Source organism: Solwaraspora sp. WMMD792 (assembly GCF_029626105.1).
Lineage (GTDB): Bacteria > Actinomycetota > Actinomycetes > Mycobacteriales > Micromonosporaceae > Micromonospora_E.
Map to the genome: position 1 here is coordinate 1,670,757 of NZ_JARUBH010000009.1, position 20,726 is coordinate 1,691,482.

A 20,726-nucleotide genomic window follows, 5' to 3' on the forward strand; every position below is an offset into this window, starting at 1 on the left:
ACAATGCGGAAGCAGTCCCGTACCCGCGATGAGGAGTTCCGTGCCGTGATTCGTACCCATGACGCCGGCGGCCTGCGCGCCACGCACGCCGGCACGACGGTGACGCTTGCCGGGTGGGTGGCCCGCCGGCGCGACCACGGCGGGGTCATCTTCGTCGACCTGCGCGACGCCTCCGGCGTGGTGCAGGTGGTGTTCCGCGAGGAGATGCAGCTGGCCCACGCGCTGCGTAACGAGTTCTGCGTACGGGTGACCGGCGTCGTGGACCGCCGCCCGGAGGGTAACGACAACCCGGAGCTGGCCACCGGCGAGATCGAGGTCACCGCGACCGAGCTGACCGTGCTGTCCGAGGCCGCGCCGCTGCCGCTGCCGATCGACGACCAGGTCGACGCCGGCGACGATGTCCGGCTGCGGTACCGCTACCTGGACCTGCGGCGCAGTGGTCCGGCCGGGGCGTTGCGGCTGCGGTCGCGGGCCAACCAGATCGCCCGTACGGTGCTGCACGACCGCGACTTCGTGGAGATCGAGACCCCGACGCTGACCCGGTCCACCCCGGAGGGGGCCCGCGACTTCCTGGTGCCGGTGCGGCTGCAGCCCGGCACCTGGTACGCCCTGCCGCAGTCGCCGCAGCTGTTCAAGCAACTGCTGATGGTCGCCGGGATGGAGCGTTACTACCAGATCGCCCGCTGCTACCGCGACGAGGACTTCCGGGCCGACCGGCAGCCGGAGTTCACCCAGCTGGACATCGAGATGTCGTTCGTCACCCAGGACGACGTGATCGAGCTGGGCGAGTCGATCGTCGGCGCGCTGTGGCGGGAGCTGGCCGGGCACGAGATCACCGGTCCGGTGCCGCGGATCACCTGGCACGAGGCGATGGACCGGTACGGTTCCGACAAGCCGGACCTGCGCTACGGCGTGGAGCTGACCGAGCTGACCGGCTACCTGCGCGGCACGGCGTTCCGGGTGTTCGCCGGGGCGATCGACGCCGGCGGCTACGTCGGCGCGGTGGTGATGCCCGGCGGTGCCGCCCAGACCCGCAAGGAGCTCGACGGCTGGCAGGACTGGGCCAAGGCGCGCGGCGCGCGGGGCCTCGCGTACGTGGTGCTGGACGCCGAGACCGGCGAACCGCGCGGCCCGGTGGCGAAGAACCTGTCGGCCGAGCACCTGGGCGGGTTGGCCGACGCGGTCGGCGCCAAGCCCGGCGACGCGATCTTCTTCGCCGCCTCGACCAACCGGCGGGAGGCGCAGGAGCTGCTCGGCGCGGCCCGCATCGAGATCGCCCGGCGGGCCAACCTGGTCAACGAGAGCGCGTGGGCGTTCTGCTGGGTGGTGGACGCGCCGATGTTCGAGCCTACGGATGAGGGCGGCTGGACGGCGGTGCACCACCCGTTCACCTCGCCGACCGACGAGTGGCTGGACCGGTTCGACGGCGCGCCCGGCGAGGCCCTGGCCTACGCGTACGACATCGTCTGCAACGGCAACGAGATCGGCGGCGGCTCGGTCCGTATCCACCGGGCCGACGTGCAGCGGCGGGTGTTCGACCTGCTGGGCATCAGCGAACAGGAGGCTGCCGACAAGTTCGGCTTCCTGCTGGAGGCGTTCAAGTACGGCCCGCCGCCGCACGGCGGCATCGCGTTCGGCTGGGACCGGATCTGCATGCTGCTGGCCGGCGTGGACTCGATCCGTGAGGTGATCGCGTTCCCGAAGACGCGCGGCGGGTTCGACCCGCTGACCCAGGCGCCGACGCCGATCACCGCCCAGCAGCGCGCGGAGGCCGGGGTGGACGCCAAGCCGAAGCCGCCGGCCGGTGTCGCGCCGACGCCGGCCGCCGGTACGGCAGGGGTGGTAGCCCTGGTGGAGCCGTCCTGACCGGGTAACTGTCTTCCGGTCGTGGGCCCGGGGTGCGCGTGCACCCCGGGCCCACGTACGTCTGCGGCCCATGCCTGCACCGGTTCCAGAGAAGTTGTGCACAGATATTGTGCAAACTTTATTTGCAGAGTTATTGTGCATTCCATGGATGAGCAGCAGTCGACGGTCTGGCTCACTGGGGACCAGGTCCGCACCCTGGCCCACCCGCTGCGGTTACGGCTGCTGGGCGCGCTGCGGCTGGACGGTCCGGCGACCGCCACCGCGCTCGCCCACGAGCTGGGCACCAACACCGGAGCGACCAGCTACCACCTGCGCAAGCTCGCCGACGTCGGGCTGGTACGTGAGGAGCCGGCCCGCGGCACCGGACGCGAGCGGTGGTGGCGCTCGGTGCACAAGGTTTCGTCCTGGCGAGCCACCTCGTTCGACGCCGACCCGGACGCCCGGGCCGCCGCCGACTGGCTGAACAGCTACTTCGTGCAGCAGTTCGTCCGGCTGGCCGAGGACTGGCACGCCGCCCGCGACGGCTACTCCACCGAGTGGCGGGACGCCGCCGAGTACTCCGACTACATCCTGACCCTCACCCCGGACCAGCTGAGCCGACTCAACGCCGACCTGCACGCGGTTGTCGAGCGCTACCGCACCGACCCCGGTCCCGGTCACGGCGCTGCCGAGCAGGTGATGCTCTACACCTACGGCTTTCCCCGCGTCGTCAACAGCGACCGGGGCGGCTCTGCCGGGGATGGGTCGTGAGAACGCTGACCGCCCGTCAGGTCCACCGGCGTTATCTGATCCTGCACGGCCTGCGCTGGGCACCCGTCGGGCTGCTGATCCCCGTCTGGGTGCTGCTGATGCTGGAACGCGGGCTCACCTTGGCGCAGATCGGCCTGGTCGTCGCGGCGCAAGGGCTGGCCGTACTGCTGCTGGAGCTGCCGACCGGAGGCCTGGCCGACGCCGTCGGTCGCAAGCCGGTGCTGATCGGCGCGGCGGTGGCGAACCTGGCGTCGCTGTCGCTGCTCGTCGTCGCGGACTCCTTCACCCTGTTCGTCGTGGTGATGCTGCTGCAGGGCGTCTACCGGGCGTTGGAGAGCGGGCCGCTGGAGTCCTGGTACGTCGACGCCACGCTCGCCGCCGACCCCGACGCGCGGTACGAAGGCGGGCTGAGCCACGGGGGAGTGGTGCTGGGTCTCGCGATCGCGGCCGCCGCGCTGGCCAGCGGTGGGCTCGTGGCGCTCGGCCCGGTGGGTCCGGTCAGCGCGTTGACGGGGCCGGTGCTCGTCGCAGCGCTGCTCCAGGTCGTCGGCCTCGTCGGTTTGGCGTGGTTGCTGGTCGAGGCACGGCCGGCTGGGGCAGCGCCGGTCGCCGGGGGACAACCGGCGCGGGTGTCGACGGTCGGCGCGTCGATCCGGCGGGTGCCGTCCGTGATTCGGGACGCGCTGGCGCTGCTGCGGCGTTCCCGGATCCTGCTCGCCCTGATCTCGGTCGAGCTGTTCTGGGGTTTCGGCATGATCTCCTTCGAGACCCTGATGCCGGTACGCCTGGCGGAGGTGACCGGCGACGCAGACCGGGCGGCGGCGCTGCTCGGTCCGGTCGGTGCCGTTGCCTGGCTGGCGTCGGCCGGCGGTGCCGCGCTGGTGCCGGCGCTCACCCGACGACTCGGTGCGCCGGTGACCGCCGCCGCATTCCGGATCCTGCAGGGGGCGACCGTCGCCGGCATGGCGCTGCTGGCCGGGCCGGCCGGGGTGGTCGCAGCCTTCCTGGCCTGCTACGCCATCCACGGTGCGTCGAACCCGGTGCACATGGGCCTGCTGCACCGGCAGGTGGACGGCGGGCACCGCAGCAGCGTGGTCTCGCTCAACTCGATGGTCGCGCACCCGGCGGGGGCGCTTGGCGGGGTGGTGCTGATGGCCATCGCCGGTGCCGCCTCGGTCAGCCTGGCAATGCTGGTCGGTGCGGCCGTGCTGGCCGCGGCCGCACCGCTGTACCTGGTCTCGCCTGGTCCAAGCTGGATTGGCCGGCGCGGCCGTTGGGTATGGAACGGCCGACCGACTGAACCCCCCAGGAGGATCTGATGTTCGCCATTGCTGCGGCTGTCGTTTTCGGCTTCGCCCTGCTGCTCGACCTGCTCGACACCGATCTCGGTGCGCCCGACCTGTTCAACTGGAACACCATGGTGCTGATCGGCCTGCTCTGCCTGGCCCTGTTTTTCGCCGGGGTCGGTCGCGGCACCGGCGGCGGTTGGTCCCGGCGCCGTCGGCGCAGCTGACCCGGCTGTTCACTGGCCCGATCTCGGTGCATTTCCGGCGTCCGAGATCGGGCCGGTACTGTCTTGCTGATGGAGTCCGACGTCCTCTTCTCCTACCCCTCCGCCGAGCAGCGCCGCGATGCGCCGCCGGCTGGCGGCGGCGTGGCGGCGGGTGACTCTGGCTCCGGCCCGTCCGCTTCGGCGCCGTTGCCGGTACGGATGCGTCCGGCGAGCCTCGACGAGCTGGTCGGCCAGGAGCATCTGCTGGCCCCGGGCGCGCCGCTGCGGCAGCTGGTGACCGGTACCGCGCCGATGTCGGTCATCCTGTGGGGGCCGCCGGGCTGCGGCAAGACGACGATCGCCCACCTGGTGGCCCGGGCCACCGACCGTCGCTTCGTAGCGATGTCGGCGCTGTCCGCCGGAGTCAAGGACGTCCGTGCGGTGATCGACGAGGCCCGACGGCAACGGCGTACCGGCGGGCTGCCGACGGTGCTGTTCATCGACGAGGTGCACCGCTTCAGCAAGACCCAGCAGGACTCGCTGCTCGCGGCGGTCGAGGACCGTACCGTGACGTTGCTGGCGGCGACCACCGAAAACCCCCATTTTTCGGTCATCTCGCCGTTACTGTCGCGGTGTGTCCTGCTCACCCTGCGGCCACTCGGCGACGAGGCGGTCCGTGACCTGCTCCGGCGCGCGGTGACCGACGAACGTGGACTCGGCGGCTCGCTACGGCTGTCGCAGCCGGCCGAGGATCACCTGGTCCGGTTGGCCGGTGGCGACGTGCGCAAGGCGCTCACCGCCCTGGAGGCGGCGGCCTCGGCGGCCACCGCGACCGACACCGGGGAGATCGACCTGCGTACCGCCGAGCGGGCAATCGACGTCGCCGCTGTGCGCTACGACCGCGACGGCGACGCCCACTACGACGTGACCAGCGCGTTCATCAAGAGCATGCGTGGCTCGGACGTCGACGCCGCGCTGCACTGGCTGGCCCGGATGCTGGTCGCCGGGGAGGACGCCAGGTTCATCGCCCGGCGGATGGTGATCTTCGCCAGCGAGGACGTCGGGATGGCCGATCCGGGTGCGCTGTCGGTGGCGACCGCGGCCGCCCACGCCGTGGAGTACGTGGGGCTGCCGGAGGCACAACTCAACCTTGCCCAGGCGGTGATCCACCTGGCCACCGCCCCGAAGTCCAACTCGGCCACCACCGCGCTGTCGGCGGCCGTCGCCGACGTACGGGCCGGCCGGGGCGGGACGGTGCCGGCACATCTACGGGACAGCCACTACTCGGGCGCGCGGCGGATCGGCCACGGAGGCGGCTACCGTTACCCTCACGACGACCACCGGGGGGTGGTCACCCAGCAGTACCCGCCCGACGAGCTCGCCGGTGTCGACTACTACCGGCCGACCGAGCACGGCGCCGAGCGGACGGTCTCCGCGCGGCTGCCGGTGCTCCGCCGGATCGTGCGCGGCCTGCCGCCCGACACCCGCGCGTCCGCTGGACGCACCGGCTCCGGCTCGTCCGCTGGTGCCGCCGAACCTGATCCATCCGTCCCAGCGTCCGAGGCTGGTCCGGTGCCCGATGACAGCGGCAGCGTTGCTGCCGGGGAGGTACAGCAGTGAGAGCGCGCGGTTCTGACCGCCCCGATCACCCCGACGAGCGTCGTGAGGGCAAGCCGAAGGGCCGTCGGTGGGGCCGGGCACCGGTCGAGGAAGAGGTCAGCGGCGAGGAGACCGGCTGGCTGGACGATCTGCGGACCGCCAAGGAACAGCGGATCGACATCGGACCCGGTGGCGCCGGAGCATCCGGCGACTCCTCGACGGACGGCCCGCCGTCCCGCTCTGCGGTCTCCCGGTCCGCCGTCCCGTCCCGTCCACATCCACATCCGCAGCCGCCTACGGGTCCGGGTCCGCAGCCGGGTGCCGGCCCGCAGCCGCCTCCGGGCCCGCAGCCGCGCACCGGGCCAGGGCCGGCCGAGCCGGTGTCCCCGGCTGGCGCGAAACCGTCCGAACCCCGACCCCGACCCCGGCCCGTCAGCCCCGCCCCGGGCGGGCCGACCCCGGTCTCCGGTGGGCCGAGTCCGACCCCGGTCTCGGGTGGGCCGAGCCCGACCCCGGGCCGGTACCAGCGGCCGCCGCAACGCCTGCCAGCGGCGGACACGGTCGTGCCGCAGTCGGGCAACGCACCGCCGTTGCCGCCGTCCACGCCGCAGCGGCCATCCGCCGACGCCTTCGGCGGGCCCCGTTCCGCGCCGGGCACCCCGACCCGACCAACGTCCGGCCCCGGTGCCGATGGACGCGACGAGACCCGGATCATTCCGCCGGTCAGGTCGTCCGGCGGGCGTCGACGCGCCCCGGAACCGGCGGACGAGAGCAGCGGCTGGGAACGCCGCCCGGAGACGCCGCAACGTGGCCCGGCCGCCGGGGCGGACCGAGCGGGTCAGACCCGGGAGGGGGACGGCCCGGCACCATCGCGGCCGTCGGCCGGCCGGCATGCCTCGGCCGGCCAGCCGTTCGAGCCGGCCCGGCCGACCTCGGGCGGGCCTCGCCCGGCGCGGTCCGCGCCGATCCCCGGCCAGCCATCCCGGGGTGGCCCCGGCGGCCCCCTGGCCGCTCCCGTGGTCCCTGGGCCGGGCGGTGCCATGCCACCGGCCCGTGGTCCGCAGCCTGACCCGGGCACCGACCAGCCGCCCCGTCCGGGAACCCGCCCGGCCGGACCGCCGCCAGGCCATCCGGCCGGCCCGCCGACCGCCACCCGCCCTGGCCCCGGCCCCGGCCCCGGCCCCGGCCGGGCGACGGTCCCGGCAGCCGGGCCGGTGCCGACCGGTGCCGGTGGCGGGCCGCGGCCACCGGTGACCGGGCCGCCGGCCACCGATCGACGGGACCCGTACGCCACCGGTCCGATCCGCCCCGGCCAGCCGGGTCGATCCGACCCGCCGGGCCGTCCCAACGAGGCCGGCACCTTCGGCCGCCCCAGCCACCCGGGCCGACCAGCTCAACCCGGCCGACCAGCTCAACCCGGGCCCGGTGGCGTCGCGACGATGCCCGGCGCGCCGGCACCTGGCCGGCCGGTGTCCGGTGGACCTGCCGGTGCCGCCGCACCGCCGCACCACGATCGGCCGACGCCCGCCCCGCCCCGCCCGGTCTCCGGCGCCGGGGCGACGGTGGCGCGGTCGGCGTCGGTGCCGGTACGGCCGGGTGGGCCGGTGCCGCCGAGCGGACTCGCCCCGGTGTCCGGCGGAGCCGCGTCGGTCCCGGGAGCCGCGCCGGTCCCGGGAGGGGTCGCCCCGGTGTCCGGTGGGGGTGGCTCACCGGTCCGGTCCGGGCCGTACCGCCCTGACCGGTCGGAATCCGAGCACTCCGGCCCTGAGGAGTCCGGTGCCGACCAGCCGGGTTCCGAGCAGGGTGGCCCGAACCTGCAGCAGCGTCGGCTGCGGGCGATGGCCCTGATCATGGTCGCCGTCGTGGTGCTGGCCGCCCTCCCGCTCTACTTCGGCATCCGGGCGGCGACCCGCGACCCGGTCTTCAACTCCCTCGACCGGCTCGACGTGCCCGAGTGGGCGGCGCAGGAGCGTACCGACGCGGTCAGCGGGAGCCGTTGGTGCCTCATCGACTGCCGGTTCCGCGAGCGGACGATGACCTCCGAACGCGGCACCGAGGAGACCGCCCAGGTCTACACCGCGGCACTGACCGACGCCGGGTGGCTGCCGTGGGACGCCGAGCTGTGCCCGTCCCAGCCGGTCGAAGGCCAGTACAACTGCTGGACCCGCGACGAACTCACCCTCGACCTGTGGGTCCGGCCGCCGGCCTGCTCGGACGACCTGCTACTGCAGCGGCCGACGGTGGAGCCGCCATCCGGCGAGTCGACCGACGGTGGGTCGACCGACGGGGAATCGGCCGACTCGCCGCCGGTCACCGAGGCCGAGACCTGCACCGGTTCGGTCGTGTCGATCAAGGTACGCAACGCGATCGGTGACGACCGGATGAAGCCACAGCCGAGCACCGATCCGTCGCTCACCGGTGAGGATCCGGATCCGGTCTTCACCGACGACCCGCTGCTGGACCTCGAGGTCGAACCGTCGTGAGCGGACGACCATCACTGACGGTAGGGTCTGCACGGTGGTGCGGCGCGAGCTGACCGCCGTCAGGTGAGCAGCGGCGGCGAGGCGTCGTGACAGAGGAGGACACAGGCATGGACGGTGGACAGATCGCGGCGCTGGTGGCGGCCGGAGCGTTCCTGATGCTCGTGCTGGTGCTCGCGGTGCCGATCCTGCGGCTGCGGCACACCGTGGACGCGGCGACAAGGGCGATCAACGACCTGAACGACCGCACCGGTCCACTGCTCGGCCAGGTCAACACCTCGATGGAGAACGTCAACACCGCGCTCGGGCAGGTGCACACCACGCTGGACGGCGTCAACATCCAGCTCGCCAAGATCGACACGATGACCGGTCACGCGCAGAACGTCACCGCCAACGTGGCGAACCTCGCCACCGTCGTCTCGGCGGCGGCGGCCAACCCGCTGGTCAAGGTCGCCGCCTTCGGGTACGGCGTCCGGCGCGCCGCGTCCGCCCGTCGGCACGCCGAGCAGGAGCGCGACGTACGGGCGGAACTCAAGCAGCGGCGCCGGGCAGCCCGGCGCAACGCCGGATGACCGGGAGGACGCCGTCATGAAACGCCTGCTCTGGCTCGGTGTCGGCATCGCCGTCGGCGCGGTGGTGGTCCGCAAACTGGCCCGGACCGCCCAGTCCTACACACCGTCCGGGATCGCCTCCTCGCTGTCGGAATCCGCTGGTGGTCTCGTCGAGTCGGTCCGTACCTTCGTGGAGGACGTGCGTGAGGGTATGGCAGAGCGCGAGCAGCAGATCCAGGCCGCGTTCGCTGAGGGCGTGGCGTTCGACGACCAGTTCGCCGACCTGCGGGGCGACCCGAGCGTCGGTGACGTGGAGATATTCCCCCAGGAGGACGTTCGGTGAAAACGGCGGAGATCAAGCGGCGGTTCCTCGCGCACTTCGAGGCCAACGGCCATGCCGTGGTGCCGTCAGCTCCGCTGCCCGCGATCGATGACCCGAACCTGCTGTTCATCAACGCGGGCATGGTGCAGTTCGTGCCGTACTTCCTCGGTCAGCGGACCCCGCCGTACCAGCGGGCGACGAGCGTGCAGAAGTGCATCCGTACCCCGGACATCGACGAGGTCGGCAAGACGTCGCGGCACGGCACCTTCTTCCAGATGAACGGCAACTTCTCGTTCGGCGACTACTTCAAGGAAGGTGCGATCCCGCTGGCCTGGGACCTGGCCACCAGGCCGGTCGACGCGGGTGGGTTCGGCATGGATCCGGAGCGGATCTGGGTCACCGTCTACCTCGACGACGACGAGGCGGCCGACATCTGGCGGCGCACCGGCGTACCGGCGGCGCGGATCGTGCGCCGGGGCAACAAGGACAACTTCTGGTCGATGGGTATCCCCGGGCCGGCCGGGCCGTGCTCGGAGCTGTACTACGACCGGGGTCCGGCGTACGGGCCGGACGGCGGGCCGGAGGTCGACGAGGACCGCTTCCTGGAGTTCTGGAATCTCGTCTTCATGCAGTACGAGATCACCAACGTACAGAGCAAAGAGGTCTTCGACATCGTCGGCGACCTGCCGAAGAAGAACATCGACACCGGCATGGGCCTGGAGCGGATCGCGTCGATCCTGCAGGGGGTGGACAACCTCTACGAGATCGACGAGGTACGTCCGATCCTGGACCGGGCGGCCGAGCTGACCGGTAAGCGCTACGGTGCGGGCTCCGGCCAGGCGGCGAGCGAGTCGCACCCCGACGACGTTCGGCTGCGGGTGATCGCCGACCACGTGCGGACCGCGTTGATGCTGATCGGCGACGGGGTGACCCCGTCCAACGAGGGCCGCGGCTACGTGCTGCGCCGGATCATGCGTCGGGCGATCCGCTCGGTACGACTGCTCGGCTGGCAGGATCGCGCCCTGCCGGAGCTGCTGCCGGTGGCCCGGGACTGCATGGCGCCGTCGTACCCCGAGCTGGCCGCCGACTTCGAGCGGATCTCCTCGTACGCGTACGCCGAGGAGGACGCCTTCCTGTCCACGCTGCGCGCCGGTACCACGATCCTGGACACGGCGATCGCCCAGACCAGGTCGGCCGGCGGCGGCAAACTCTCCGGCGACCAGGCCTTCCAGCTGCACGACACGTACGGGTTCCCGATCGACCTCACCCTGGAGATCGCCGCCGAGCAGGGGCTCTCCGTCGACCAGGACGGTTTCCGCCGGCTGATGTCCGAGCAGCGGGCCCGGGCGAAGGCGGACGCGCAGGCCCGCAAGACCGGGCACGTCGACATGTCCGCGTACCGCGGGGTGCTGGACAGCGGCGGGCCGGTGGAGTTCACCGGCTACGCGGAGGTGTCCCGTGAGTCGCGGGTCCGGGCGCTGCTCGGCGCCGGCGGCGCGGCACTGCCCGCGGCCGGTGAGGGCGACGTCGTGGAGCTGGTACTGGACAGCACCCCGTTCTACGCCGAGGGCGGCGGCCAGCAGCCGGACACCGGCCTGCTCACCGTCGGCGCCGGCCGGGTGGAGATCTTCGACGTGCAGCAGCCGGTGCCGGGCCTGATCGTGCACCGGGCGCGGGTGGTCAGCGGCGAGCTGCGCGCCGGGGAGTCCGGCTACGCCGAGATCGACATCCCACGGCGGCGGGCGATCTCCCGGTCGCACACCGCGACGCACCTGGTGCACCAGACGATGCGCAACTTTCTCGGCGAGTCGGCGACCCAGGCGGGGTCGCTGAACGCGCCGGGCCGGCTGCGGTTCGACTTCAACACCCCCGGCGCGGTCGCGCCGTCGGTGCTGCACGACATCGAGCAGCAGGTCAACGAGGTGCTGCTGCGCGACCTGGAGGTGAACGCGTTCATCACCTCCCAGGAGGAGGCGCGCCGGCTGGGCGCGATGGCGCTGTTCGGGGAGAAGTACGGCGACGAGGTCCGGGTGGTCGAGGTCGGTGACTACGCCCGGGAGCTGTGCGGCGGCACGCATGTGACCCGCTCCGGTCAGCTCGGTGTGGTGAAGATCCTCTCCGAGTCGTCGATCGGCTCCGGCGTGCGCCGGGTGGAGGCGCTGGTCGGTATCGACGCGTTCAACTTCCTGGCCCGCGAGCACCTGCTGGTGGCGCGGCTCGCCGAGCTGTACCGGGTGCCGGCCGACCAGGTCGCGGACCGGGTCCAGCAGACCGTCACCCAGCTGCGCGACGCGGAGAAGGAGCTGGAGAAGCTGCGCGCGCAGCTGGTGCTCGGCGGCGCGGCGGCGATCGCCGGCCAGGCGCGTGACGTGCGCGGGGTCGCCTACGTCGGCACCGAGGCGCCCGAGGGCGCGGCCGGCAACGACGTACGGACCTTGGCGCAGGAGATCCGGGGCAAGATCGACCCGGCCCGGCCGGCGGTGGTCGCGGTGGCGGCCCGGGCCAACGGCAAGGCGGCGCTGGTGGTGGCGGTCAACGCGACCGGCAAGTCGCGCGGGGTGTCGGCCGCCGACCTGGTCAAGGGCGCGCTGCACGGCCGGGGTGGCGGCAACGCCGACCTGGCGCAGGGCGGCGGGCTGCCGGCGGCCGAGGCGGCGAACCTGCTGGTCGCGGTCGAAAAGGCGATCGCCGAGACGGCCTGAGATGAGCGGTACGAGGTGAGCGGATTCGTCCGTGGGCGCCGGCTCGGCGTCGACGTGGGGCAGGTCCGGGTCGGTCTGGCGATCAGCGACCCGGACGGCATTCTCGCCACCCCGTTGCTGACGGTGCGGCGGGACCTGTCGACCGGCGGCGCGACGACACCGGCCGAGGTGCCTACGGACATCGCGAAAATTGTCCAGATAGTTCATGAGTACGAGGTCAGTGCGGTTATTGTCGGTCTGCCGGTGAACCTCGCCGGCCGCCACGGACCGGCCGCCGACGCGGTCAGCGCATACGTACGGTTACTCGAAGTGGCGGTATCGCCGATTTCAGTCCTGACGACCGACGAAAGGATGTCGACGGTGGTCGCTAGCCGTAGGCTGTCCGAGCGGGGCGTCCGAGGACGACGCCAACGGGCGGTGGTCGACCAGGCGGCCGCCGTGGAGATCCTGCAGAGCTGGCTGGACGCGCAGCGGAGGCAGAAGTGATGATCGACGAACTGGACCTCGCCTTCGAGGACCGGGCCGACAAGGGCCGGCACCGTCGGGGCGCGCGGCGCAAGAAGTCGTCCGGCGGTGGCGGCCGGGGCAAGACCGCCGCCGCGCTGCTGGTCACCGTGCTGCTGCTCGGCGTGCTCGGCGGCGGCGTCTGGTACGGCTTCGACCGGGTACAGGGCTACTTCGCGACCCCGGACTACGACGGCGGCGGCACCGGTGAGGTGGTGGTCCAGGTCCGGGCCGGCGACACTGCCACCGACATCGGCAACACCCTCGTCGAGGCCGGCGTGGTCAAGAGCACCAAGGCGTTCGTCAACGAGGCCCGGGACAACTCCCGCAGCCAGAACATCCAGCCGGGCTTCTACACGCTGCGCCTGGAGATGAGCGCGGCGACCGCGCTCGGCCTGCTGCTGGACCTGGAGAACAAGGTCTCCAACCGGGTGACCATCCCGGAGGGCCGTACCGCCAAGCAGATCTACCAGTTGCTGGCCGAGTCGACGGACATCCCGGCGGAGGAGTTTGCCACCGCAGCCGAGGACCCGTTGGCCCTGGGCGTGCCCGAGTGGTGGATGACCCGTACCGACGGGGAGGAGGTGACGGTCTCCGCCGAAGGGTTCCTCTTCCCGGACACCTACGACTTCGATCCCGACGTCACCGCCCCGGAGATCCTCCGGGTGATGGTCAACCGGTTCCTGACCGTCACCGGCGAGATGGAGTACGCCGACCGGGTGCAGGCCGAACGCGGCGGGATCAGCCCGTACGAGGCGTTGATCGTCGCGTCGCTGGCCCAGGCCGAGGCCGGCATCGCCGAGGACCTCGCCAAGGTCTCCCGGGTGGCGTACAACCGGGTGTACAGCGAGACCTTCCCGTGCAGCTGCCTGCAGTTCGACGTGACGGTCAACTACTACTGGGAGCTGACCGGCCAGGAGACCAAGGCGTCCAAGGACATGACCCGCGAGGAGCTGTACGACGAGAGCAATCCGTACAGCACCCACGCGCACAGCGGGCTGCCGCCCACGCCGATCAACAACCCGGGCAAGGCCGCCCTGGAAGGGTCGATCAACCCGCCGGACGAGGACTGGGTCTACTTCGTGGCGATCGACAAGGAGGGCCGTTCGGCGTTCGCCGAGACCCTCGACCAGCACAACCAGAACATCGAGATCGCCCGGCAGAACGGCATCCTCTGAGGTGTCCGCTCCCCGACCGTCCACCGCCGTCCGGCGGCGGGCCGCAGTGCTCGGCATGCCGATCGGGCACTCACTGTCGCCGGTGATCCACAATGCCGGCTACCAGGCCGCCGGGCTGACCGGCTGGAGCTACACCGCGATCGAATGCGCCGAGGCGCAGCTGGCGGCCCTGGTCGCCGGTCTCGGCCCGGAGTGGGCCGGGCTGTCGGTCACCATGCCGTTGAAGGAGGCGGCGCTCGCCCTGGCCGGGCGGGCCTCCTCGGTGGCCACCGCGGTCGGGGCGGCCAACACCCTGGTACGCCGGGCCGACGGCATCTGGTTCGCCGACAACACCGACGTGGCGGGGATGGTCGCGGTGCTGCGCGACGCCGGTGTCGGCACCGGTGCCCGGTTCACCGTGCTCGGCGCCGGCGGCACCGCCCGGGCCGCGTTGGCGGCCGCCGCCGCGTTGGCCGCCGACTCGGTGATCGTTGCGGCCCGACGGCCGGCGGCGGTCGACGAGCTGGTGCCGGTCGCCGGCGCGCTCGGCGTGTCGATGACCGGTGCCGACCTGACGGCGACCGCGACGGTGGCGGCCGGCACCGACGTACTGGTCTCCACCCTGCCGAAGGGGGCCGCCGACCCGTACGCGGGCCAGCTGCCGTGGGCGTCCGGCACGGTCTGCTTCGACGCGATCTACGATCCCTGGCCGACTCCACTGGCCTCGGCGGCGGCCGCCGCCGGTTGCCGGGTGGTCTCCGGGCTGGATCTGCTGCTGGCCCAGGCGGTCGGGCAGTTCGAACAGTTCACCGGGGTCGCCGCGCCGGTACCGGCGATGCGAGCCGCGTTGTCCGCCGCGCGGTCGGCCGGTGCGGCAGCGCGGTCGGCCGCCCCGGCCGGTGAGCTGGCGCGCTCAGCCGGCGCGGTCACGGGTCAGCGCCGACACGGCGACCAGTGACAGCCCTGCCGCGCCGAGGATGATCAGCGCCATCGGGGTGGCGCTGGCCGTGCCGGCCAGCCCGACCACCGGCGCGGCCAGCGAGGCGATCCCCGACTGGACCGCGCCGAGCAGGGCGGCGGCGGTGCCGGCGTGCCGGGCGTGCTCCTCCAGGGCCAGCGCGGTCCCGTTCGGCATCAGCATCCCGATCGTGGCGACGTAGCCGGCCAGCGCCGGCAGGATCAGCCACAGCTGACCGGTGGTCGCGCCGGCCACCAGCAGCGCCGCAGCGCCGGCTCCGGCGGTCAACGCGCCGACGAACAACGGCCGGGTCCGGTACCGGCCGACCAGCCGGGCGTTGACCTGCCCGAGCACGATCAGTCCGACCGCGTTGGCCCCGAACACCAGACTGAACATGGTCGGCGACAGCCCGAACCCGTCCTGCAGCACGTACGGCGATCCGGAGATGTAGGCGAACATGCCGGCGAACGCCAGACCCTGGGTCGACGCGTACCCGACGAACGCCCGGTCGGTGAGCACCAGCCGGGCCGCCCGGGCGGCGCCGGCCAGACCGTCCGGGTTGCGGCGCTCCTGCGGCAGGGTCTCCGGCAGCCAGCGGGCCATGGCGATGGTGAGCAGCGCGGCGACCACCGCGAGGGCGACGAAGATCCCCCGCCAGGAGGCCACCCGCAGCACCGCCGCGCCGAGCACCGGCGCGGCGATCGGTGCCACCCCGAAGATGATCAGCAGGCGGGAGAAGAACCGGGCCGCGTCGGCACCGGAGTAGAGGTCGCGCACCACCGCACGGGCGACGACCACCCCCACCCCGCCGGCGAAGCCCTGGAGCAGCCGCAACCCGGCCAGTGCCTCGGCGTTCGGGGCCAGCGCGCAGGCCAGCGAGACGACGACGTAACCGGTGGTGCCGGCCAGCGCCGGACGCCGCCGCCCCCACCGGTCGCTCACCGGCCCGCCGACCAGTTGGCCGAACGCGACGCCGATCAGGCACGCGGTCAGCGACAGCTGCACCCGGGCCGGGGTGGCGGCGAGGTCGTCGCTGATCGCCGGGAACGCCGGCAGGTACATGTCGATCGACAGCGGCCCCACCGCAGTGACCGCGCCGAGCAGGATGAGCAGCACCGCTGGTCGGCGGCGGATGTCGTACGGCACGAACCCACCCCCCGAGACCCGACCAACCGTACGTTAGGTCAGCTCCGGCGGTGTCCGGAGGGCGGGACGCGGGCGACGTGGGTCACCGGGCCCCGACCACGCCGTGCCACACTTTCCGACGTGTTGCGTTGGCTGACCGCAGGTGAATCCCATGGCCCCGCGCTGGTCGCACTCCTCGAAGGCGTCCCCGCCGGCGTCGAGGTGACCAGTGCCGAGATCGGCCGCGAGCTGGCCCGGCGCCGGCTCGGCTACGGCCGGGGCGCCCGGATGAGTTTCGAGCAGGACGAGATCGAGATCGTCGGCGGCCTGCGGCACGGGGTGACGCTGGGCAGCCCGGTCGCGATCCGGGTGGGCAACTCGGAGTGGCCGAAGTGGCGCACCGTGATGGCGGCCGACCCGGTCGACCCGGACGAGTTGGCCGGTCAGGCCCGCAACGCTCCGTTGACCCGGCCCCGACCGGGGCACGCCGACCTGGCCGGGATGCAGAAGTACGGCCACACCGACGCCCGGCCGATCCTGGAGCGGGCCAGCGCCCGGGAGACCGCCGCCCGGGTCGCCGTCGGCACGGTCGCCCGGGCGCTGTGCCGGCAGGCACTGGGCATCGAGATCGTGTCGCACGTGGTCGAGCTCGGTTCGGTGGCCGCCAAACCCGGGCTGCAGCCCCGCCCGGAGGACGCCGAGCGGGTCGACGCCGACCCGCTGCGCTGCCTCGACCCCGAGGCGAGCGCCCGGATGGTCGCCGAGGTGGACGCGGCCAAGGCCGACGCCGACACCCTCGGCGGCATCGTCGAGGTACTCGCCTACGGCGTACCGCCGGGGCTGGGCAGCCACGTCCAGTGGGACCGCAAGCTCGACGCCCGGCTGGCCGCCGCGGTGCTGTCGATCCAGGCGGTCAAGGGTGTGGAGATCGGCGACGCGTGGCAGCAGGCCAGGTCGCGGGGCTCGGTCGCGCACGACGAGATCATCCCCACCGCGGCCGGGGTGCGCCGGGTGACCGACCGGGCCGGCGGGCTGGAGGGCGGCATCACCACCGGCGAGCCGCTGCGGGTACGGGCCGCGATGAAGCCGATCTCCTCGTTGAACCGGGCGCTGTCGACCGTCGACGTCGTCACCGGGGAGCCGGCGACCGCGATCAACCAGCGGTCCGACGTCTGCGCGGTGCCGGCCGCCGCGGTGGTGGCCGAGGCGATGGTGGCGCTGGTGCTGGCCGAGGCGGCCACCGAGAAGTTCGGCGGTGACTCGGTCGCCGAGATCCGCCGCAACGTCGCCGGGTACCTGGACCACCTGGTGATCCGCTGATGGCCCCGGTCTGCGTACTGGTCGGTGCACCCGGTGCGGGCAAGACCAGCACCGGTACGGCGCTGGCCGGGCTGCTCGGCTGCGAGTTCCGCGACACCGACACCGACATCGTGGCGGCGGCCGGCAAGCCGATCCCGGAGATTTTCGTCGACGACGGCGAGGAGCATTTCCGGGCCCTGGAACGGGCGGCCGTCCGGGCGGCACTGGGCGGCTTCGACGGCGTGCTCGCGCTCGGCGGCGGTGCGGTGCTGGCCGACGAGACCCGGGCCGCGCTCGCCGGGCACACCGTGGTCCACCTCGGCGTCGAGCTGGCCGACGCGGTCCGCCGGGTCGGCCTCGACGCCGGCCGGCCGCTGCTGGCGATCAACCCGCGGGCCACGCTGCGACACCTGCTCGAGCAGCGTCGCCCCCTCTACGAGCAGGTGGCCACGCACCGGGTGGCAACCGACGGCCGTACCCCGGAACAGGTCGCCGAGGAGATCGCCACCCTGCTGCGCGCGCCGGCCGACCGGCCCGGGTACTAGGCTCGGCGCCGATGGACTCGACGACCTGCATCCCGGTGCCCGGCGACCGACCGTACGACGTACTGGTCGGTCGGGGGCTGCTCGACACGCTGCCCGACCTGCTGCCCGGCGCGGACCGGGTGGCGGTGCTGCACGCACCCCCGCTGAAGGGCCAGGCCGACCGGATCGCCGGCGGTTGCGCCGCGGCCGGTGCCAAGCCGCTGCTGGTCGAGGTGCCGGACGCCGAGGCCGGCAAGTCGATCGAGGTCGCCGGGCAGGCGTGGGCGCAGCTGGGCGCGGCCGGGTTCACCCGTACCGACGCGGTGGTCGGGGTCGGCGGCGGCGCGGTGACCGACCTGGCGGGTTTCGTGGCCGCCTGCTGGCTGCGCGGGGTCCGCTGGGTGCCGGTGGCGACCAGCCTGCTCGGCATGGTCGACGCGGCGGTGGGCGGCAAGACCGGGATCAACACGGCGGCCGGCAAGAACCTGGTGGGCGCCTTCCACCCGCCGGCCGGGGTGCTGGCCGACCTGGACCTGCTGGCCAGCCTCGCGCCGGTCGACCTGGTCGCCGGGCTGGCCGAGGTGGTCAAGTGCGGGTTCATCGCCGATCCGGCGATCCTGGAGCTGATCGAGGCCGATCCGGCGGCGGCCGCCGACCCGACCGGTCCGCAGGTGCGGGAGCTGATCGAGCGCGCCGTGCGGGTCAAGGCCGACGTGGTCGGTGACGACCTGCGCGAGTCGGGGCTGCGTGAGGTGCTCAACTACGGGCACACCCTGGCCCACGCGATCGAGAAGGTGGAAGGCTACCGCTGGCGCCACGGGCACGCGGTGTCGGTCGGCCTGGTCTACGCGGCGACCCTGGCCCGGCTGGCCGGCCGGCTCGACGCGACGGTCGCCGACCGGCACGCGTCGGTGCTCGCCGCCCTGGGGCTGCCCACCAGCTACCGGGCCGAGGCGTGGCCGGAGCTGCTGGCCACGATGCGGGTGGACAAGAAGGCCCGGGGCAGCCGGCTGCGGTTGGTGGTGCTCGACGCGCTGGCCCGGCCGGGAATCCTCGACGGCCCGGCTGACACGTTGCTCGCCGAGGCGTACCGGCAGGTGGCGGCGTGACGGGAGGTGGCGGGGCGTGCGGACGTACGTGTTGAACGGCCCGAACCTGGGCCGGCTGGGCAGCCGTCAGGTCGACGTGTACGGGCTGACCAGCTACGCGGACCTGGTGGCGATGTGTGAGCAGGTGGGCCGGGACGCCGGGCTCGACGTCGAGGTGCGCCAGACCGACGCCGAGCACGAGATGCTCGGCTGGCTGCACGCGGCGGCCGACACCGAGGCCGCCGTGGTGCTCAATCCGGGTGCCTGGTCGCACTACTCGTACGCGGTCCGGGACGCCTGCGCGCTGCTGCGCGGACCGCTCGTCGAGGTGCACATCTCCAACATCCACGCCCGCGAGCAGTTCCGGCACCACTCGGTGGTGTCGGCGGTCGCCACCGGGGTGATCTGCGGGCTCGGGGTGGACGGCTACCGGCTGGCGCTGCTGCACGTCGCCCGGTTGGCCGCAGGCCGTCCCGGCTGAGCCGGGTCCGGCCCGATAGACTTGGCAGATCCGTCCGCACATTGATGATCAAGGCAGGAAATGGCGACCACCAACGACCTGAAGAACGGGCTGGTTCTCAACCTCGACGGCGAGCTGTGGGCCGTCGTGGAGTTCCAGCACGTCAAGCCCGGCAAGGGCGGCGCTTTCGTGCGCACCACCCTGAAGAACGTGCTCTCCGGCAAGGTGGTCGACAAGACCTTCAACGCGGGCACCAAGGTCGACACCGCGACCGTCGACAAGCGGACCATGCAGTACCTGTACGCCGACGGCGAGGACTACGTCTTCATGGATCTGGAGACCTTCGACCAGATCATGGTGCCCGGCGGCACGGTCGGCGAGGCAGCCAACTACCTGCTGCCCGAGGCCGAGGCGATCGTGGCGACCCACGAAGGTGTGCCGCTGTACGTCGAGCTGCCGACCAGCGTGGTCCTCGAGGTCACCTACACCGAGCCGGGCCTGCAGGGTGACCGGTCGACCGGCGGCAACAAGCCGGCCACGATGGAGACGGGCGCCACCGTTCAGGTGCCGTTGTTCGTCACCACCGGCGAGAAGATCAAGGTCGACACCCGCGACGGCCGCTACCTCGGCCGAGCCTGATGGCCGAGGGGCCGAAGACCTCGATGCCGGCGCGCCGCAAGGCGCGTAAACGGGCCCTGGACGTGCTCTACGAGGCGGACATGCGCGATCTGCCGCCGGCGCAGGTGCTGGTCGGTTACCTGGCCCGGCTGTCTCCACGTCCGGAGCATCTCGACTACGCGGTCGGTCTGGTCGAGGGGGTGGCGGCCCACCGGGACCGGATCGACGAGCTGATCGGCAGCTACGCCGAGGGGTGGACGCTGGACCGGATGCCGGTGGTCGACCGCAACCTGGCCCGGATCGCCGTCTACGAGTTGCTCTACGTCGACGAGATCGACGACCCGGTGGCCATCACCGAGGCGGTCGAGCTGGCCCGGCAGATGTCAACTGACGATTCGCCGCGGTTCCTCAACGGTCTGCTGGACCGGATCGCCGAGTACACCCCGCACTAGCGGCTCCCGCCGCTCTGGCGGGTACCGCCACGACCGCCGGTGCCACGCGACACCGCCGACGGGCCCGATCCAGCTGGATCGGGCCCGTCGGCGGTTGGGTGCGCAGCCGTCAGGAGGCGAAGAACGCCCGCGGGTCGGCGACCAGTACGCCGTGCTCGTTCAGCCGCTCGATGAGGCCGGACGGCGACGAGTCGTACACGATCGCCAGCGCCCGCAGGTCGTCGGCGCGGATGGACAACACCCGACCGTTGTAGTCACCGCGCTGCTGCTGGATCGCCCGGGCGTACCGGGCGACGTAGGCGAGGTCCTCGCCGACCTCGTCGTACAGCCGCTCCAGATCCAGGACGATCTTGCTGGTGGGCTCGTGACGTACCCCACTGCCGTCCGGCAGCAGTTCCGACACGGGTACCCGGTAGAAGTCGGCCAGTTCGGCGAGGCGGGAGACGGTGACTGCCCGGTCCCCACGCTCGTAGGAACCGACGACGACAGCCTTCCAACGCCCGTTCGACTTCTCCTCCACCCCCTGCAGGGACAGCCCCTGCTGCTGACGGATGGAGCGCAGGCGGGCGCCCAACGACTTGGCGTACTCAGAGGGCATACGGACTCTCCCAGTGCTTTGCCCGGGGCTTTCCCCAGCGATCGCTACGGAGCGTGACGGTACGGCGGTTCGCAAGCGCGGTCAAGTGGTGAATAGCTACCAGTGAACAAGATCGTGACGACTTGCCCCAAATTTCGTCTTACTGATGCGACACTCAGCGCCCCATATCGGCTCGGCAACG

The 20,726-nt window shown here is 72.6% G+C and carries 19 protein-coding genes and 1 pseudogene; 18 read left to right on the plus strand and 2 right to left on the minus strand.

Going from position 1 to position 20,726, the window contains the following annotated elements; genetic code table 11:
- The first annotated feature begins 45 nt into the window (after positions 1-45).
- The 12 genes and pseudogenes from aspS to O7629_RS09260 all read left to right on the plus strand — a co-directional run.
- Positions 46-1,866 (plus strand): aspartate--tRNA ligase, encoded by a 1,821-nt coding sequence (aspS, locus tag O7629_RS09205; RefSeq protein ID WP_278168651.1) that lies wholly within the window; start codon positions 46-48, stop codon positions 1,864-1,866.
- 144 nt (positions 1,867-2,010) lie between these two features.
- Positions 2,011-2,616 carry a helix-turn-helix domain-containing protein gene (locus tag O7629_RS09210; RefSeq protein ID WP_278168652.1) on the plus strand — a complete coding sequence of 202 codons (606 nt, stop codon included), beginning with the start codon at positions 2,011-2,013 and terminating at the stop codon, positions 2,614-2,616.
- A complete protein-coding gene (locus O7629_RS09215) occupies positions 2,613-3,935 on the plus strand; it encodes an MFS transporter (protein ID WP_278168653.1) in 1,323 nt (440 codons plus the stop codon). The genes O7629_RS09210 and O7629_RS09215 overlap by 4 nt, the downstream gene beginning before the upstream one ends.
- Positions 3,935-4,129, plus strand: coding sequence for a hypothetical protein (locus tag O7629_RS09220; protein ID WP_123601155.1), 195 nt, complete (start codon positions 3,935-3,937; stop codon positions 4,127-4,129). Before O7629_RS09215 ends, O7629_RS09220 begins: the two co-directional genes overlap by 1 nt.
- Positions 4,130-4,198: 69 nt before the next feature.
- Positions 4,199-5,728 carry a replication-associated recombination protein A gene (locus O7629_RS09225; RefSeq protein WP_278168654.1) on the plus strand — a complete coding sequence of 510 codons (1,530 nt, stop codon included), beginning with the start codon at positions 4,199-4,201 and terminating at the stop codon, positions 5,726-5,728.
- A gap of 1,793 nt (positions 5,729-7,521) precedes the next feature.
- A complete protein-coding gene (locus tag O7629_RS09230) occupies positions 7,522-8,190 on the plus strand; it encodes a hypothetical protein (RefSeq protein ID WP_278174469.1) in 669 nt (222 codons plus the stop codon).
- Positions 8,191-8,297: 107 nt separating this feature from the next.
- Positions 8,298-8,759, plus strand: a complete 462-nt coding sequence (locus O7629_RS09235; protein WP_278168655.1) for a DUF948 domain-containing protein — start codon at positions 8,298-8,300, stop codon at positions 8,757-8,759.
- A 16-nt stretch (positions 8,760-8,775) separates the two neighbouring features.
- Complete coding sequence (locus O7629_RS09240; protein ID WP_278168656.1) at positions 8,776-9,081, plus strand: hypothetical protein; 306 nt, start codon at positions 8,776-8,778, stop codon at positions 9,079-9,081.
- Positions 9,078-11,762 carry an alanine--tRNA ligase gene (gene alaS, locus O7629_RS09245; RefSeq protein WP_278168657.1) on the plus strand — a complete coding sequence of 895 codons (2,685 nt, stop codon included), beginning with the start codon at positions 9,078-9,080 and terminating at the stop codon, positions 11,760-11,762. The genes O7629_RS09240 and alaS overlap by 4 nt, the downstream gene beginning before the upstream one ends.
- A gap of 15 nt (positions 11,763-11,777) precedes the next feature.
- Positions 11,778-12,248 (plus strand): Holliday junction resolvase RuvX, encoded by a 471-nt coding sequence (ruvX, locus tag O7629_RS09250; protein WP_278168658.1) that lies wholly within the window; start codon positions 11,778-11,780, stop codon positions 12,246-12,248.
- Positions 12,248-13,444: an endolytic transglycosylase MltG gene (mltG, locus tag O7629_RS09255; protein ID WP_278168659.1), complete on the plus strand. Its 1,197-nt coding sequence runs from the start codon at positions 12,248-12,250 to the stop codon at positions 13,442-13,444. The genes ruvX and mltG overlap by 1 nt, the downstream gene beginning before the upstream one ends.
- A gap of 1 nt (position 13,445) precedes the next feature.
- A pseudogene (locus tag O7629_RS09260) lies at positions 13,446-14,288 on the plus strand (shikimate dehydrogenase); the annotation flags it as partial.
- Positions 14,289-14,336: 48 nt separating this feature from the next.
- Here the strand turns inward: O7629_RS09260 and O7629_RS09265 are convergent.
- Complete coding sequence (locus O7629_RS09265) at positions 14,337-15,527, minus strand: multidrug effflux MFS transporter (protein ID WP_278168660.1); 1,191 nt, start codon at positions 15,525-15,527, stop codon at positions 14,337-14,339.
- 120 nt (positions 15,528-15,647) lie between these two features.
- Between O7629_RS09265 and aroC the strand changes: the two genes are divergently transcribed.
- From aroC to nusB, 6 genes are read left to right on the plus strand one after another with little or no spacing between them, the layout of a single operon-like run.
- Positions 15,648-16,826 (plus strand): chorismate synthase, encoded by a 1,179-nt coding sequence (gene aroC / locus O7629_RS09270; protein ID WP_278168661.1) that lies wholly within the window; start codon positions 15,648-15,650, stop codon positions 16,824-16,826.
- The gene (locus tag O7629_RS09275; protein ID WP_278168662.1) at positions 16,826-17,350 is read left to right on the plus strand and encodes a shikimate kinase; all 525 of its coding nucleotides are present in this window, start codon (positions 16,826-16,828) and stop codon (positions 17,348-17,350) included. The genes aroC and O7629_RS09275 overlap by 1 nt, the downstream gene beginning before the upstream one ends.
- Positions 17,351-17,361: 11 nt before the next feature.
- The gene (aroB, locus tag O7629_RS09280) at positions 17,362-18,438 is read left to right on the plus strand and encodes a 3-dehydroquinate synthase (RefSeq protein WP_278168663.1); all 1,077 of its coding nucleotides are present in this window, start codon (positions 17,362-17,364) and stop codon (positions 18,436-18,438) included.
- Between the two features lie 16 nt (positions 18,439-18,454).
- Positions 18,455-18,898, plus strand: a complete 444-nt coding sequence (aroQ, locus tag O7629_RS09285) for a type II 3-dehydroquinate dehydratase (protein WP_278168664.1) — start codon at positions 18,455-18,457, stop codon at positions 18,896-18,898.
- Between the two features lie 60 nt (positions 18,899-18,958).
- A complete protein-coding gene (gene efp, locus O7629_RS09290; protein WP_123601169.1) occupies positions 18,959-19,516 on the plus strand; it encodes an elongation factor P in 558 nt (185 codons plus the stop codon).
- A gap of 23 nt (positions 19,517-19,539) precedes the next feature.
- Positions 19,540-19,947: a transcription antitermination factor NusB gene (nusB, locus tag O7629_RS09295; protein WP_278174470.1), complete on the plus strand. Its 408-nt coding sequence runs from the start codon at positions 19,540-19,542 to the stop codon at positions 19,945-19,947.
- A gap of 109 nt (positions 19,948-20,056) precedes the next feature.
- Here nusB and O7629_RS09300 read toward each other — a convergent pair whose 3' ends face one another.
- Entirely contained in the window at positions 20,057-20,545 is a 489-nt protein-coding gene (locus O7629_RS09300) for a transcriptional regulator (RefSeq protein WP_123601171.1), read from the minus strand.
- Positions 20,546-20,726: the final 181 nt, after the last annotated feature.